12 protein-coding genes are annotated in these 17,553 nt (G+C 35.7%); 4 read left to right on the top strand and 8 right to left on the bottom strand.

Features of this window, described 5'->3' with window-relative positions:
- Positions 1 to 21: 21 nt before the first annotated feature.
- The 7 genes from A9G08_RS07930 to A9G08_RS07900 form a co-directional block, all read right to left on the bottom strand.
- A complete protein-coding gene (locus A9G08_RS07930) occupies positions 22 to 1,323 on the bottom strand; it encodes a pyrimidine-nucleoside phosphorylase (RefSeq protein ID WP_065563168.1) in 1,302 nt (433 codons plus the stop codon).
- Between the two features lie 156 nt (positions 1,324 to 1,479).
- Positions 1,480 to 1,881, bottom strand: coding sequence for a cytidine deaminase (locus A9G08_RS07925; RefSeq protein ID WP_176713943.1), 402 nt, complete (start codon positions 1,879 to 1,881; stop codon positions 1,480 to 1,482).
- Between the two features lie 25 nt (positions 1,882 to 1,906).
- The gene (locus tag A9G08_RS07920; RefSeq protein ID WP_065563166.1) at positions 1,907 to 3,868 is read right to left on the bottom strand and encodes a bifunctional 2',3'-cyclic-nucleotide 2'-phosphodiesterase/3'-nucleotidase; all 1,962 of its coding nucleotides are present in this window, start codon (positions 3,866 to 3,868) and stop codon (positions 1,907 to 1,909) included.
- Between the two features lie 26 nt (positions 3,869 to 3,894).
- A complete protein-coding gene (gene add / locus A9G08_RS07915; protein WP_065563165.1) occupies positions 3,895 to 5,058 on the bottom strand; it encodes an adenosine deaminase in 1,164 nt (387 codons plus the stop codon).
- A gap of 254 nt (positions 5,059 to 5,312) precedes the next feature.
- On the bottom strand, positions 5,313 to 6,551 hold the full coding sequence (locus tag A9G08_RS07910) for a nucleoside permease (RefSeq protein ID WP_065563164.1): 1,239 nt from the start codon (positions 6,549 to 6,551) through the stop codon (positions 5,313 to 5,315).
- 189 nt (positions 6,552 to 6,740) lie between these two features.
- Entirely contained in the window at positions 6,741 to 7,457 is a 717-nt protein-coding gene (gene deoD / locus A9G08_RS07905) for a purine-nucleoside phosphorylase (protein ID WP_065563163.1), read from the bottom strand.
- A 43-nt stretch (positions 7,458 to 7,500) separates the two neighbouring features.
- Positions 7,501 to 8,730: a phosphopentomutase gene (locus A9G08_RS07900; protein ID WP_065563162.1), complete on the bottom strand. Its 1,230-nt coding sequence runs from the start codon at positions 8,728 to 8,730 to the stop codon at positions 7,501 to 7,503.
- A 482-nt stretch (positions 8,731 to 9,212) separates the two neighbouring features.
- Here A9G08_RS07900 and murB point away from each other — a divergent pair, with 482 nt between their 5' ends.
- Genes murB through birA form a run of 3 tightly spaced genes read left to right on the top strand, consistent with a single transcriptional unit; the run spans position 9,213 to position 12,346 of the window.
- Entirely contained in the window at positions 9,213 to 10,223 is a 1,011-nt protein-coding gene (murB, locus tag A9G08_RS07895; protein WP_065563161.1) for a UDP-N-acetylmuramate dehydrogenase, read from the top strand.
- Between the two features lie 49 nt (positions 10,224 to 10,272).
- The gene (locus tag A9G08_RS07890) at positions 10,273 to 11,385 is read left to right on the top strand and encodes an MFS transporter (RefSeq protein ID WP_065563160.1); all 1,113 of its coding nucleotides are present in this window, start codon (positions 10,273 to 10,275) and stop codon (positions 11,383 to 11,385) included.
- Between the two features lie 7 nt (positions 11,386 to 11,392).
- Positions 11,393 to 12,346 carry a bifunctional biotin--[acetyl-CoA-carboxylase] ligase/biotin operon repressor BirA gene (gene birA / locus A9G08_RS07885; protein WP_065563159.1) on the top strand — a complete coding sequence of 318 codons (954 nt, stop codon included), beginning with the start codon at positions 11,393 to 11,395 and terminating at the stop codon, positions 12,344 to 12,346.
- Positions 12,347 to 12,863: 517 nt separating this feature from the next.
- Here birA and A9G08_RS07880 read toward each other — a convergent pair.
- Positions 12,864 to 15,164 carry a zinc/cadmium/mercury/lead-transporting ATPase gene (locus A9G08_RS07880; RefSeq protein ID WP_065563158.1) on the bottom strand — a complete coding sequence of 767 codons (2,301 nt, stop codon included), beginning with the start codon at positions 15,162 to 15,164 and terminating at the stop codon, positions 12,864 to 12,866.
- Positions 15,165 to 15,794: 630 nt separating this feature from the next.
- Here A9G08_RS07880 and A9G08_RS07875 point away from each other — a divergent pair.
- Complete coding sequence (locus A9G08_RS07875) at positions 15,795 to 17,165, top strand: hypothetical protein (protein WP_141673955.1); 1,371 nt, start codon at positions 15,795 to 15,797, stop codon at positions 17,163 to 17,165.
- The last annotated feature ends 388 nt before the right edge of the window (positions 17,166 to 17,553 follow it).

The raw sequence follows: 17,553 nt of genomic DNA, 5'->3' as shown, positions 1-17,553 counted from the left end.
TCTCCCAAATCCTTATTAGAGCTATTCTGTAATTACTTTGAAAATCAATTGTGGTTGTTTAGCACTATCACTGATAGTAATATTGTCATACAATTTTTGTTTAATTGCATCAATCTTATCGCTACTTGAATGAATAGTTAATAATGGTTCACCCACTTCAACTTTATCACCCACTTTTTTATGTAAAACAATACCAACAGCTGGATCAATAACATCTTCTTTAGTTGCACGTCCAGCGCCTAATTGCATCGCCGCAATACCAATTTGGTCGGCAATAATGCGTGATACATAACCTGATTTTTGTGCAGGTAGATCGATTTGGTAAGGGGCGTTGGCTAATTTTTCAGGATGATCAACAACAGAGTTATCTCCACCTTGAGCTTCAATTAACGTTTTAAATTTCTCTATCGCTTTACCATTTTTAATGACTTCTTGAAGTTTTTCTCTTGCTTCCTCTAATGTCTTAGCTTTATTGGCTAATACAACCATTTGACTACCAAGCGTTAAAACTAACTCAGTTAAATCAGCAGGACCATGACCATTTAATGTATCAATGGCTTCTTTAACTTCTAAGGCATTACCAATAGCATAACCTAAAGGTTGAGACATATCTGAGATAATCGCCATGGTTCTACGACCAATTTGATTACCAATATTAACCATTTCATGTGCTAATTTCTCAGAGTCTTCCATCGTTTTCATTAAAGCACCGTCACCGGTTTTGACATCCAACACAATAGCGTCAGCACCCGCAGCCAGTTTTTTACTCATGATTGAACTGGCAATCAGCGGAATAGAGTTAACCGTGCCGGTTACATCACGTAATGAATAAAGTTTTTTATCAGCTGGGGTTAAGTTACCTGATTGACCAATAACCGCAACACCTTTTTGGTTAACCTGATCGATAAACTCTTGCTTACCTAATTCGATTTTAAAGCCGGGAATAGTTTCAAATTTATCGGTTGTTCCACCAGTATGGCCTAATCCTCGACCTGACATCTTGGCAACAGGAATATCTAAAGCAGCAACTAATGGTGCTAATACTAAAGTGGTTGTATCACCCACACCTCCGGTTGAATGTTTATCTACTTTAATACCTTTAATTGATGATAGATCAACAGTATCACCGGAATACATCATAGCACTAGTTAAATCAGCACATTCTTTCGAAGTCATACCTTGATAATAAATAGCCATAAGTAAAGCACTTACTTGGTAGTCAGGAATCGTACCATTAGTATAATTGGTAATAAAAAATTGAATTTCTTCGGTAGTTAAGGCATGTCCATCACGTTTTTTTTCAATAATATCTACAAATCTCATTACACTTCTCTCTTAATATCAATAAATCAAATTAGGTTTATATTTTTTCATCCATTATATGGATTGATGATAATTCTGATCTTAGCTTCATCACTCTCTTTTATTATTTTCTATCAATTTTTTTGATAGTTAAAATTTTCTTATTCAGAAATAATACTAATCTAAATCACTAGGTGAAAAAGACCAAGGCAACAATTCACCGACAGTGGTTTCTTGGATTTTACCATGCATATTTGTCAAAATAACTGGCATATCTTTGGCGCAAAATTCACTAATGACTTGGCGACAAGCTCCACAAGGTGAAATTGGTCCATCAGTATCGCCAATTACAACTAATTTTTTAAATTTTGTTTTACCTTCTGATACCGCCTTAAAAATCGCAGTTCGTTCAGCACAGTTGGCTAGGCCATATGAGGCATTTTCAATATTGCATCCTAAAATAGCTTCGTCATCTTCGGTAATTAATACTGCACCTACTTGAAATTTAGAATAGGGTACATAAGCTTTTGAGCGTGCTGTTTTAGCTAGTTCAATTAGTTTTTCAATCTTCATATTCATAATCCTTGTTATCATCAATAGATTTTTAGTTTTGCGATTTTGTTGGTGCTTGTAAATTAAGTTGATATACACCAAAGCCTAAATTATCTTTTTCAATAAACTTAATTGGGTACAATGAATGTTTTTCAATATAAGCTTTGGCTTCTTCAGTTGGGGAAGATTCAAAGCGAATATCCAAATTAATTTTGCTGGTAATTGGTGCAATTCGCCAGTTATTATCAACCTTCACATTCACTTCACCTTGTTTTTTAGTGTGATTAGTAATATAGGCTGAAAGAATGACCCTTAAATCATCCGGAGAATTAAATTTAACATTTTTACCACCAGTACCAGGGAATGTTCCGGTATATGCACGATAGTTATTGGTGGCAATTAAAAATGCTTGATTGGAAGCAATAGGTTTTTGTTGATAAGTTAAGTTTACGATACGTTCTGAATCAGGATTAATTAACTGACAATTACCATCATAACGTGCAGGTTTAGTAATATCAATTTGATAACTCACACCATCAATGGTATCAAAATTATAAGTTCTAAATTTATCCCAATTAATCAAATATTGTGGTTGTGACGAATTGATATCAATTTGATTATAAACACCTGCTGAGCATTCCAACCACTCTTTAACATCTTTACCCGTTATTTTTACTGCAGATAAAATATTAGGATAAAGATAGATATCAGCTGCATTTCTAAAAGTTAAATCACCTTTTTTAACATCAACATAAGCTGAAGGATCGTTTTTACGACCACCAGCTTTAAATGGCGCAATTGCCGATAAAATGGGTAATCCATCCAGATCTGGATCACCTTGAACAAACTGTTTCACATAATCAATTTGCGCATCACTAATAATTTGCAAAGCAGAAGTATCTTCGACTAATGCTAAATAACTATTGATATCGGTTGAAACCTTGCCAATTGGTTTACCAACAAATTCACGGGTACCTTCGTGGTCGTCTCTTAACGCATTCGTAATATTTTTATCTGATCCAACTAATGCTTTTTTATTTTTAATATCAAAGATCGGGCGAGCTTCTGATTTACCAGAAATGACTTTCCAATTAGCTTTATCACCTTCAATAACTAAATCAACTACACCTAAATGACTTCCCCATTGTCCAGGCATTACTGCGGGCACATGATTGATATTTCCGGTACTAATATCAGTATTAGGCAATGATTTAAAATCCTCGCTAGGAAAGACCCCATGAGAATGACCAAACATAATAGCATTAATACCTTCAACTTGGCTTAAATAATAGACTGAATTTTCAGCTAAAGCCTTATATGGTTCGGCAGAAACACCTGAATGCGGAATTGCAACAATGATATTTGCACCTTGCTTTTTCATTTCAGGCACTAATTGTTTCGCGGTTTCAGTGATATCTTTAACAATTACCTTACCTTCCAAATTAAGTTTATCCCACTGCATAATTTGTGGTGGCACAAAACCAATATAACCGATTTTAATAGTGTGTTGTTTACCTTCTCTATCAACGACCGGTTTATCTAAAATAATATATTGCCTAAAGTAAGGTTTATTTGTTTTCGCATCAAAAACATTAGCATTAACATAAGGAAAATTAGCACCAGCTAGACTTTTTTGTAAAAAATCTAAACCAAAATTGAACTCATGATTACCGATGTTACCAACTACATAATCTAGCGTATTAAGTGCTTTATAAACAGGATGAGTCTCACCTTTGTTTAGACCTTTATTCAAAGCATAATCAGCCATTGGACTGCCTTGAATCAAATCGCCGTTATCAACTAAAACACTGTTTTTTACCTCTTTTCGTGCTTGATGAATTAAATTAGCTGTTTTAGCTAAACCAAAAGTATCAATGTACTGATCTTTGAAATAGTCATAATTCATCATATTACCGTGCAAATCGGTAGTTTCGATAATTCTTAAATCTACTGTTGCTGCTTGAAGTGAACCAGATATTAATAGGGTTAGTAGGCTTAATCGGGTTTTATTCATATCAATCTCCTATTTCTCTGATGTTGTTAATCATTAACATATAATAAAACGAGATAATTCTTAAATCGTTCAATAATAGCAGGGTGATATTGCTGAACGTTGATTGCCTGTTGTAGACATTGCTTATCATTACTAGTAAAAAAGGCTAAAACGTCATTAAACAAACGTGATTTTTCGGTTGGTTCAATAAATGCAGCATCAATTCCACAAAGTGTAATATCAAACAGTTCCAATCGAGAAAAATGAAAAAAATGCTCAGCGAGCTGATATTCTTTCTCTATATCGGTGCCAAATATGCCTGCGTCATCGGTATTAAGCGTTATTCTGACCCCTCTATCATAAAGTTGTCGAATTGGGTGATTAAGAATATCACCATTTAACTTATTGACTAAAATACGATTACTAGTAAGCGCTATTTCTAAAGTGATCTTGTTATCAATTAAATTCTCAATCAACTTATCATCTTCAATGGCGGCGATACCATGTCCAATACGATTCGCGCCATGTTTAAGCGCTTGGATAATACTTTCAGCAGAATCAATTTCACCAGCATGATAAGATTTTTTTAAATTTAATTTAGAAGCAAGTTGATGGGCTTTTTCAAAATCATCAAAATGACCTGCTTTTTCATTACCTGCGATATTAAATCCGGTAATAAATGGGTGGGGGTTATTCTCAATAAATTGCAGTGTATCGTATACCACATCGGCACCCAGATGGCGCACGCCAATCACATGGTATCTTACAGTAATATTATGTTCTTTTTGAACATCAATAATCGCTTTATCCATTTGATTAAGCGTTTGTTTAAATCTTTCTTGATCCCAAACTATTTTACCTTCGCTTTCCATGGCACAAATATGATAGGGAGACAAAAATAGCTCGCAATAGATTAATCCTTGCTTGGCATTTCTGCTTAAAAAATCGTAAGTAATTAGGTAATAATCGTCGGGATGTTTAACAAAATTAGAGACAGTATCATAAGTTTGGATAAATGAAACAAAATCGGATTCATCATAATTATATCGACCGTTTTTATAATCGCTTGCATCATATTCACCGGGTCGATAGCACAATGAATCAGGAAAAGTCAGATGATTCTTATCGGCTAGTTTTTTTGCCATAAATGGTGTAATACTACCTTCCACATGCTCATGAAGTATAACTTTTGGGATTATTTGCTTATTCATCTAGTTCTAATCTGTTTAAGTATATGCTTATAGGGCACTTGTAAATTATTCATCAGACTAAATTGATACAACTTTTACAAGCATCTTATTCTACCTTGATAAGACAATTATTTTCCATACATTTTGTGTGACTTATCAACTTCTTTGAAATCAAGTGGCAACAATAAACAGGCAACAAATGAGTTGCCTGTTTATTGATGTGGCCAAATTGGTTAATTTAGTTTATCTATATTAACCTTGCCTTGAGTTTGATATTAATTTCTGTTATCAAGAGTATCATTCTTGAAAATAAAGACAAAAATAATAGCAAGTAATAAAGAATATCCTGCAAAAATTAACCAAATTGTACGCCAGTCAATGACACCATTTACAGTGTAAAGATCCACAACAACACCACTGATAGTTGAACCTAAATAAGCCCCAATACCATTGGTCATAATCATAAATAAACCTTGTGCACTATTACGGATATCTGGTGAAACTGTTTTATCAACGTACATAGAACCCGAAATATTATAGAAATCAAATGCACAACCATAAACAATCATTGACAGAAGAAGTAACGTGAAACCTACAGGTGATGGATCGCCAAAAGCAAATAATCCAAACCGAGCAACCCATGCCAACATACTGATTAACATGACATATTTGATACCAAATCTTTTCATAAAAAATGGTACAAATAAAATAAATACAACTTCTGACATTTGTGAAATAGATAGCAATACTGACGGATATTGCACAACTAAACTATCAGCATATTCCGGAATACTTTTAAATGAAAGTAAGAACGGATTACCAAAAGTATTGGTAATTTGTAAAATACCACCAAGGAAGACAGCAAAGACAAAAAAGATAGCAATTCTAGGTTGTTTGAATAATACAAATGCATCTAAACCTAAAGAACTTACAAGCGACTTTCTTTTTGACTCATCTTTAGCAATGACAATTAATGGCAATGTTAATGAATATAGGCTGAGTAAAATCGAACCGCCAGCTGCAATATAGAGCTGTACATTGCTTAATCCAACTTTTAAGAAACTAACAAGCCACATAGCAACAATGAAGCCGATAGTACCAAAAATTCTTATACTAGGGAATTGCGATATAACATCAAGACCTTCTGATTCTAAACAAGCATAAGAAATTGAGTTAGAAATCGCGATAGTTGGCATAAATGCTAAACAATGAATTAAAATTACCACGACCATCATAAATGGTGTTGTGACTGAAGCGGCAATAAAAAGGGTTATTGCCCCAAATAAGTGACAAAGCATGAATAAACGATTAGCAGGAATCCATCTATCTGCCACAACACCAAGCAGACCTGGCATAAATAAGGATGCTATGCCCATAGTACCATAAACTGTACCTACTGTTGTTCCAGTAAAATGCAAGGTCTCCATCATGTAAGAGCCTAAAGTTATAAGCCAGCTACCCCAGATAAAAAATTGCAAGAAAAATATAACTTTAAGTTTGAACTTAATATTCATTTCGTTTCCTTATTAAATGAGTTCTCTTCTAACCTATTAGATAAAATTAATGAATAAATAAAAATTGTTATTACTATCGATGCGTTAGTTATAACGTTAAACACATTTACTGATAAAGTTGATTAATGACAGTCAATGTAAAACTTTTATTTCTTAAACAAAAAAAATGGCAGAAATTCTGCCATTAATTTAATCTGAATTGAGTAATACCGACTCTAACGCAACAGTAATCATCTCTTTGAAGCCTAGCTGGCGTTCTTCGGAAGACATCGCTTCGCCTTTTCGAATATGATCTGATACCGTACAAATCGCCAACGCTTTTGCGCCATATTCAGCCGCCACACCATAAATACCAGCAGCTTCCATTTCGACACCTAAAATATTGTATTTTTCCATGATATCGAAAAGATCAGGCTCAACGCTATAAAACAGATCAGCTGAGAAAATATTACCAACCTTCACATTAACATTTAAATCTTTAGCTGCATTAACTGCATTACAAACAAGACCAAAGTCAGCGATGGCAGCAAAATCATGATCTTTAAAACGCAAACGATTCACTTTAGAATCCGTACAAGCGCCCATACCAATAACAACATCACCAAGATTAACATTTGGACTAATTGCACCACACGAACCGATACGAATAATGTTTTTAACACCATAAAACTTAATCAATTCGGTTGTATAAATAGAACAAGATGGGATACCCATTCCATGCCCCATAACAGAAACTTGTTTACCTTTATACTGACCAGTAAAACCGAGCATTCCTCTGACATTCGTTACTTCTTTAGCATTATCTAAAAAAGTTTCGGCAATAAACTTAGCTCGTAATGGATCGCCGGGCATTAATACCGTTTGAGCAAAAGCACCATCGGCGGCGTTGATATGAGGGGTAGACATTTAACTCTCCTGATTTATTACTAAAAAACGTCCTAAACAATTGCTATTTACGAATAAATGACTTGCCATAATCCATTGGTGACAAATCAAAATAATCAGCAACACTTTGTCCAATATCAGCAAATGTTTCACGATGACCTAATGATCCAGCTGGAACACTATCACCATAAACTAAAACTGGAATATGCTCACGAGTATGATCCGTACCAGGCCATGTTGGATCACAACCATGATCGGCACTAATAATTAAAAGATCGCCTGGTTCAATAAGGGCTAACATCTCAGGTAAACGGCGGTCAAAATATTCTAAAGCCGCAGCGTAGCCTGCAACATCACGTCGATGACCATAAGATGAGTCAAAATCAACGAAATTGGTAAACACAATCGTGTTATCTTTCGCTTGTTTGATTTCTTCTAGCGTAGCATTGAATAAAGCCTCAATACCTGTAGCTTTAACTTTCTTAGTGATACCCACTTCGGCATAAATATCGGCAATTTTACCAATTGATACAACAGTACCTTGTTTTTCTTCAACTAGCTTTTTAATCATTGTCGGAGCTGGTGGTTCAACGGCTAAATCATGACGATTACCAGTACGCACAAATTCACCTGGCTTATTACCTAAAAATGGACGAGCAATAACGCGACCGATATTATAATCGCCTTTATTAAGCTCATCACGAGCTATCTCACAAACCTCATAAAGTTTATCAAGACCGAAAGTCTCTTCATGGCAGGCAATTTGAAAAACAGAATCAGCAGAGGTATAAAAAATAGGTTTACCAGAAGCCATATGCTCAAGCCCAAGCTCATCAAGAATCACTGTACCTGATGAATGACAATCACCAAGATAACCCGGCAAGTTAGCACGTTTAACAATATTATCTAATAATTCTTTAGGAAAACTATTGGTAGTATTGGTAAAATAGCCCCAATCAAACAGAACAGGAACACCCGCGATTTCCCAGTGACCTGAAGGCGTATCTTTACCCGACGAAATCTCACTGGCAAAGCCATAAGCACCAATAACTTCACCTTCGGTAGCCATTCCTTTAGGATATGAACCAGTTGATTCATAAGCGGCTTCTATCAAACCTAACTTTCCTAAATTAGGTAATTTTAATGGGCCTTGACGACCATGATCTGCATTACCTGAAGCACAAGCTTCGGCAATATGGCCTAAGGTATCAGAACCTTCATCACCATATTTTTTTGCATCTTCAGCACCGCCGATCCCAAAGGAATCGAGGATCATAATAAAAACTCTTTTCATAATTTCCTCTAAATCACAACTACCACTAAATATTGTAACAATCTTAAAACATAAAGTTATATAAAACCGTGATCGATAACTTATTTTTTAAATTTCATTAATAATAACGTCTACTACAAGGTTGAGTAAAATAGATTTTAACTAAATTTATAAAAAAGATCGTTTGGGTAGCTATAATACATGATAAAAAAAAACAAAAAAGGGAAAGTGTCCAATTTGTAGACTATTTGTCTAATCTTTTGACACTTATATCAACCTAAAAATAGTTAAGATCATTAAAAAAAATTTTAATGCATAAAAGATCGTTTTGCGTTGTGATAATATAGCAAATAAATAAACAATCGACACAATAGAATAAATTGCTTTATCAAAATAGATAAAGGCATTGATTTAATACTTTTAAATAATAAAAGGCATAAAAAATGCCGAATAAAACTAATTTAATTGAATTTAAAAGTATTTCTAATAAAAGGTAGTCATTAATGAACCAAAAAATTCCTAACACATTTGCTTTAGATGTATATGCCAACCAAGTAGAAACAGTCGAAACAGTGGAACAGCTAATGCAAGTTTGGAAAACTAATACCGATAGTCAACCAATTATGATTATTGGACAAGGTAGTAATACACTATTTACTGAAAATTTTGCTGGTACAATCATTGTTAATCGAATTAAAGGATTAACTATAACCGAAACCCCAACACACTGGCATTTAAAAGTGGGTGCGGGTGAATATTGGCATGATCTAGTTGCTAACACCATTAATCAAAACATTCCTGGTCTTGAAAACTTAGCTCTAATACCAGGATGTGTAGGATCTGCACCAATTCAAAATATTGGCGCTTATGGCATTGAATTTCAAAAAGTAGCCGATTATGTCGAATTACTTGAATTTGCAACGGGTAAAATTATTCGCGTAACTGACGGCCAATATGGCTATCGTGAAAGCATCTTCAAACAAAAATATGCTAATGGTTATGCGGTTGTATATGTTGGCATCACATTACCAAAACAATGGAGCCCGGTGTTAACTTATGGTGAATTAAGGAATTTTGATCCAGAAAGTGTCACCCCAAAAATGATCTTCGACAAAGTGTGCGAAATCCGTCGTAGCAAACTGCCTGATCCTAATGTATTAGGAAATGGTGGAAGCTTTTTTAAAAACCCAGTAGTAGACAAAAAATTTGCTGATAAACTACTTGAAAAATATCCAACAATGCCAATATATCCACAAACAAATGATCAAATAAAATTAGCTGCTGGCTGGTTAATTGATCAGTGTGGTCTGAAAGGCTATCAAATTGGTGGTGCAGCAGTGCATCAACAACAAGCTCTTGTATTAGTCAATAAAGATAATGCGACAGCGCAAGATGTCGTTGCGTTAGCGCGTTATATCATAAATGCAGTATTACAAAAGTTCTCGGTGCACCTCTCGCCTGAAATTCGATTTATGGGCGCAACTGGTGAGATTGACGTGGATAAATTTCTATAACGTAAATAACGTTTATTAGACAATAAAACAGCTTATATACAACAAAATTATGAAACATTCGTATTCATTTCCTATTTTATTAACAAGTTTATTATTTGTAACCATCGCCTTATCGGCACTTAATACCCAAGTGCCACTTTGGCTAGTGCGTGAACATTTTTCACTAGGACAAATAGGTTTAGTCGGCTCAAGCTACTTTACAGGTAACTTAGTGGGAACGATTATGGCAAATTGGTTTATTAGCCGATTTAACGCCAGATTCACTTACACCTATAGTTGTATTATCTTTGCGATTGCAACTATTGGATTAAGCTTTTCAATGGATTTCTATAGTTGGGCGATATGGCGATTTTTTATTGGAATAGCCTGTGCGGTTACTTGGGTGGTCATTGAAAGCTGTATCTTAGTTACGGGTACTGTTCGTACTCGCGGTAAAATGCTGGCGGTTTATCTAACCACCTACTACTTAGGTACTGTTTTAGGGCAAGCATTGCTCCAATACTTTCCGCAAAACGTCCTCTATTTTGGCCTAGTGATAGCAGTGCTAATGGGGTTAGCCATCTTATTTATATTACTAACCCATTACAAATTACCTAAAAAGAAAAAAAGCAGTTTCAACATCATCCCCATGATATTGTATAAACCTTCTCGAGTTGGTTTAATTGGTTGTGCGATTGCTGGTATGTTAATTGGATCGCTATACTCTCTAATGCCAGCATACTACTCACATCTAGGTTATACAGATAACCAAGTCGCAAATTGGATGGTTTTACTAATACTTTCTGGGGTAATCGCGCAAATGCCTGCCAACTGGTGCGCAGATAGGTTTGGTCGTCGTATTGTTTTGTTGGTTGAATCAATCTTAATGATGATAGCTTGTTGTTTACTGATATTTAACCTCTATGGCGTATTAGCCATCATTTTACTTGGTGCGACCATTTACACTATTTACCCAATTTCAATGGCGTGGGCTTGCTCGTGTGTTCGCAAACAAGAAATTGTATCAATGAATCAAGCTATGCTATTAACCAATACACTTGGTAGCCTAGTTGCGCCAGCGGTAATTGCCTTTATAATGGACACATTTAACAATACCTATTTATTTATTAGTTTTGCTATAATTTCGCTTTACTTTATTGTTTTATTATCACTCAAAAAGTGAGGGTTTAATGCGCAGTAACCAAAATCCATTGAAATTAATCAATATATTAGCTGATGGGCAGTTTCACTCTGGTGAAGAACTTGCCAACCAATTTGGAATAACGCGAGCTGGCATCAACAAATATATCAAAGTGCTACGGGAATGGGGGATCACCTTATCATCCGTGCAAGGTAAAGGTTACTGCTTAGCATCACCAATAGATCTACTTGATAAAGTTAAAATCGACAACGACTATGGTGCTGATAGTCATGTGGAAGTACTGTCTATTATTGAATCAACCAACCAATATTTATTAGATAATATTGAGAAATTACAAACTGGCGACAGCTGTGTTGCCGAGTTTCAATCAAAAGCACGAGGCAGGCGTGGGCGACAATGGTTTGCACCATTTGGCAGTAATCTCTATTTCTCAATGTATTGGCGACTTGAACAGGGCATCGCAGCAGCCATGGGGCTAAGCTTAGTCGTTGGTGTTGTGATAGCCGATACGTTACGAGAAATCTCGGGGCAAGATATTAAAGTAAAATGGCCAAATGACCTCTATCTTAATGACCAAAAACTTGCAGGCATATTAGTTGAACTTGCAGGCAAAACGGGAGACTGTGCACATGTTGTTATTGGTGTTGGAGTCAACCTAATGATGAATAATCCCGATACAACTATCGTCAACCAAAAGTGGGCTAATTTAGGTAAAGTTGATCGCAATTTATTAGTAGCAAAAGTCGCGAAAAATCTAAAAGTAAAACTTCGAGACTTCGAACAACATGGACTAACACCGTTTCTTAACGATTGGCAACGGCTCGACAATTTTGTAGGGCGTCCTGTTAAATTATTAATTGGTGACGATGTGATCCGTGGCGTAGCCAAAGGCATCAATGAACAGGGTGCATTACTCTTAGAACAAAATGGCAAAACGAACGCATATATTGGTGGTGAAATCTCATTACGAAGTGATGAGTGAAATATCTACCGGTAATTGATTAACATGAATTACCGAAAAGTAAATCTTGTGATCGGGAATAAATCGGTACAATAGGTAAGCGGCAAAAAATAATGCAGCTCTAAATCCCTTTTTATCTTGACTTAACCATTTAATAAATTTCAAATTATATTGATAATCTCGCCTTAAACCAGCTGTTTAAAAAAGCACCAAAAAAATTGGTGGAATTTTTCATTTTGGTATTTTAATTAATAAACAATAGGTTATAATTAGGGGGTTCCCTATATGCATAGGGATAAACCGCCTCGATCGAGCAAGTAAAAAAATAGACGAGTATTCTCTATAAGTAGCGATAAACGGTTTGTATATGAATCGCAGTGGTTAACTTCAAAGCGTTCCATTTAAATAAGGATTTACCAGAAGGGATTGCGTAAAGCATCCCTTCTTTAAAAGGTTTAAGAATAAAAGATAGATTACGCCATTATAAAAAGTTCGGAAACTTATCCTTTAGGAAACAGTTAAAATTAGCTGTTCACCCTTATTTTTTAACCTTAAGCAATCTTAAAGCATTGGCTGTAACAATCGCTGTGGTACCCGAATCGGCTAATACTGCAAGCCAAAGCCCAGTAATACCAAATAAACTAGTAATTAAAAATACCAACTTAATTCCTAAGGCAATTGTAATATTTTGTTTGATATTACGATTAGCGAAGCGAGTTAAACGAATTAATTTAGGTAAACTTAATAAACTATTTTTGGTTAAAGCGGCATCGGCTGTTTCAAGTGCAACATCCGTACCACTACCCATAGCAATACCGACAGTTGCAGCCTTCATAGCAGGGGAATCATTAATTCCATCACCAATCATCGCAATAGACGTATGTTGACCTATTTTTTCGATTTCTGCTAACTTATCTGCTGGCAACAACTCAGCACGATAATCTATGCCTAATTGTCCTGCAATTGCTTTTGCTGCACGTTGATTGTCGCCGGTTAACATCAATGTTTGTAAACCAAGTTGCTTAAGCTCAGTTATAGCAGCTACAGCATCACTTCGTAGCACATCTTGCAAAGCAATAATCCCCAACAACTGCTGATGGGTTGTAACCACCACAACGGTCTTACCACCATTTTCGAGTTGAGTGATTGTTTCAGCATCTTTAGCACTTATAGCCGTTGATACGGTTTCAATCTTATTAGGAGATACAATAAAATAAATTTGCTGATCTAATTCACCTTGAATCCCAACGCCAGCAATCGCCTTACGATTTTGGGCTTCTTCAAAATGGATCTGTTTTTGCTTAACATAATCAACTAAAGCCTTAGCTAAAGGATGGTGTGATCCACTTTCAATCGAGGCAACAATCGCTAACAACTCCTCGCTAGAACAATGAAGATTAATGACATCAGTAACCTGTGGCTTACCCTCAGTTAATGTTCCTGTCTTATCAAACGCCACCATCTTAATTGAACCAATATGTTCAAGTGCTGCTCCGCCCTTAATCAACACCCCATGTTTGGCTGCGGTTGACAAAGCCGACGTAATAACAGCGGGTGTAGATATCACTAATGCACAAGGACAACCAATTAACAACAACGTCAATCCTCGATAAATCCAAGTATACCAATCGGCACCCGTCAACAATGGTGGAATTACCACCACCAAAAACGCAAATAGCGTAATTGCTGGTGTATAATAACGACTAAACTTATCGATAAAACGCTCAATAGGCGCTTTACGATCTTCGGCATCCTCAATCAATTGCAAAATCCGATCAACGGCATTTTGTCCTGATTCCGAAATTACCTTGAGTTGAATGGTATTATCCACCACTAATGACCCAGCTAAAATTTTATCACCACTTAAATAATTAACTGGAATCGACTCACCTGTTAATGCGCTCTCATCAATGCTGGCTTGTTCGCTAACCAAAATAACATCAGCAGGTAATCGTCCACCAGATGAAATTTCAATAATATCATTAGGTTTTAACGTATGGCTGGCAACTGTTTTTCTTTTACCATCAATAATAATCACCGTTTCATCAGGCATCAATTCTACTAGTGACGAAATTCCTTTTTTCGCCTTACTCGTTGCAAAGCCCTCGAGCATCTCACCGATCATAAATAAAAAGATCACCATGGTAGCTTCTTCCGCTGCTCCAATAAACAGCGCACCAAGAGCGGATATACTCATTAACGACTCAATTGCAAATGGAGTGCCACTACGGGTTAAAACAATCGCCTCCTTCAAAATGGGGATAATTCCAACAATAGCAGTCACAATAAAGGCATATTCGCCAGCTGTATGATTCACCAACAAAATAAGATAACTTACTACAATTAAAGTACCTAAAACGGCTAACGGAATAAATGCTTTTTTATCAAAATTATGTGAATGTTCGTGGTGATGGGATTGGTTAGCTGATGCCTCAAAAATCGGGGTATAACCCAATTCTACGACTTTATCTTCAATCATCTTTATTACCGCATCATCATGCTTTGGAACAAAAACGATTAACTTTTCGGTTGAAAAAATAATTTTGGTTTGATTAATATTGGGCAGTGTCTTAACACCGTTTTCGATTTTACTTGCGCAATGTGCACAATCCATACCTTGAATTTTCCAAGTTAATTTAACGCCTTGACAACTCCGCTCAGGCTCTTCGGGAGGATCTTCAATCTCATGTCCATGTCCATGATTATGTCCATCACAAGATACTGTTGGACTTTCGTTATGAGAATCATGCATATGATTATGTGCAATATTATGACAATCTCCATGACAATGGTCGTGATTATCGTGATGGGATTGCGTAGATTTGTTATTATATAACATAACGTTACCTCTATTCGTGGATGATTTTTATTGTACGCTCAAAAAAACAAAAAGAAATATTTTTAACCCACTTTTCTAAAAAAAGTTGAGGAGTGGAGTTTTTGAGGTCATAAATTAAGTTTAAACATTATTAAATGATCAAAATCGCTAATTTCAAAAATTAGAATAAATTAATAGGATCATTAATTACATTTTTAAAGATTTGTAATTTTAATATATTCAATTAAAACAGCGTATAGTGAATTATTATTTAGATCTTTTTTAGATCGTCTTTACGAAAGCTAACACAATTGAGTGAAAAAAAGTGTTGCATCGTGTTTTTCCAATCACTATACTTTTTACACGGTTTTAGCTAATAGGCTAAAATTTGACAAAAAAGTATAAAATTGCAAATTAATCAAAAAATTACTTGACAGGGTAGTCTAAAATGCATTATAATTTTCAACAGGCAACAGGCAACAGGCAACATGGCCAACCTATCTTTTAAATTCGTCTAAGTTCAGCACCCAGTTTAAATTTTTCACTAAAACTTACTTTTCCACTCAATCGAGTGAAATTCTGCGAATTTTTGCGCGATCCTTTTTTCGATCCTTCCATTTTCCGAAATTATCCCGACAGATTGTTTTTTTCGTGGCTGTTTTTCTTCCTTTTTCGAGTCAGGCATTGACTTCACAGACTACAAAAAATCAGATTCAGGGGAGTGCGCCGTATTTAACCTTAGACGAGGGACGCACACGTTTAATAACCACAAGCGGCTTGCTTGGGATTACTTTATCTAATGGCTCAAAATACACACCTTCAAACAATACTTCATCTTCTTCAAGACCAATTGAGTTGCCTACTGCCGGTGAGAGTTTTGCTGATATAGATATGTTGATCCCTACTGATACTAATTCAGTCACTTTAAGCGCTCTTATTGGTCCTCCTAATAATTATTGGGGGGATGATGATGGTGATTTTGATGTTACTGCTACAGGTAGTTTAAATTTATCTATTGTTGATAAAAATAATCAAGCTGTATCACGTAATTCTGTGTTAACGACTTGTAATTCTCCTTATAAGGTTACGTTATCCAGTACTAACGGCACATTAGCTACTCGTTACGGGTTTCCTAATCGTAGGGATTTCAGTGAAAGTAGTGTGACTTATTACGTTATTCCTAAAGTTACGCCTGTGGTTTGTTTTGCTCGGCCTAGTTTAATGTATGGCAAGATTGGTGATGATTTTATTTACCCATCTTATGATTATGCTGGTCCTGCTTCGATATGGGACCCTGCTAATGGTTTTCTTACTCAAAAAACAGACCCATCCTCTTACGGTCAAAACTTTCCTACTACAGGTCTTCATGGATTGTACTTTGATTTACTCATTACTGGTAGTAGTCAACCTTTGTCTTGGTCTCCGGTATCTCATGGTGGTATTACTGCTACAATGTCTAATTCTACAGCTACAAGCGTACGCGTTACTTTAACTGGTCCTTTCGCTACTTCATCCCATATTAATTCAGACAATCCTGATCGTATTTCTACACCTTCTTTGCCTCAGACATTCGAGTTGGTCGGTCGTGACGGTCAAGGTAACCCTGCCGTTAAATATGGTTTTAGATTAAAGCAATGGTTCGTCAAAGGAGGTTCTGAGTATTTTCACTTTAAACCATATTCTAATATTTTATCTTGGTGTAATAGTCTAGGTTATCGCCTTCCTAAGGTAAAGGATTTAACCAATTCATCTTGTAAGAATACGCAAAACAACGAGCCTGCTTGTCGCGATTATGTCAGCGCTACACCTTCCGCACCTGGTATTTTTTACCAACGTAGAATTGGTTCTGGCTTTATCACTGAGTGGGGTTGTATGAACAATTATTCAGGTCTTGGCTCCAACTACGATCCGGTGTGGACTAGTGACTTGACCTTTTATAACCGTGGATTTATCGTTGATACGTGCAGAGGTGAAGAGTATCATAACTTCTACTTAGGGCTCGGTCTTTGTACCTATCCTTAGTATTTATTTCTTCGACCTTAATTCTTAGGGCAGGGTGGGGAAAGATAATATTAAGTTATTAAAATTAAGCTGACTCTCAATGTTGCTGAGCTATAAAAAATCAATTTTGTGGCTAAGCGACGCTTCAATTACCCGCTTCGGCGGGTTCATTTTTTTAGGTATTTTATCTTAAAAAAAGTTAAGAAAAGGGGTTTTTGGGGTTCTAAATTCTGCTTTGCAATGTTGCCTCAAGTAAATAATTCCGCTTTAAACTGTGGCGTTTTTCAGTAACCGTTTTTACATAAAAAAAAGTTGAGGAGCGGGGTTTTTGAGGTTCTAAATTTTATTAAAAAAATTATTAGAATATCAAAATTACTAAATTTCTTATTCAAAGCTCTAGAATAAAATT

Origin of the sequence: Gilliamella sp. wkB195, assembly GCF_001690445.1 — a bacterium.
GTDB lineage: Bacteria > Pseudomonadota > Gammaproteobacteria > Enterobacterales > Orbaceae > Gilliamella > Gilliamella apicola_E.
Note: the sequence above shows the minus strand (reverse complement) of the source record. Positions and strands in the feature narration are given on the sequence as shown.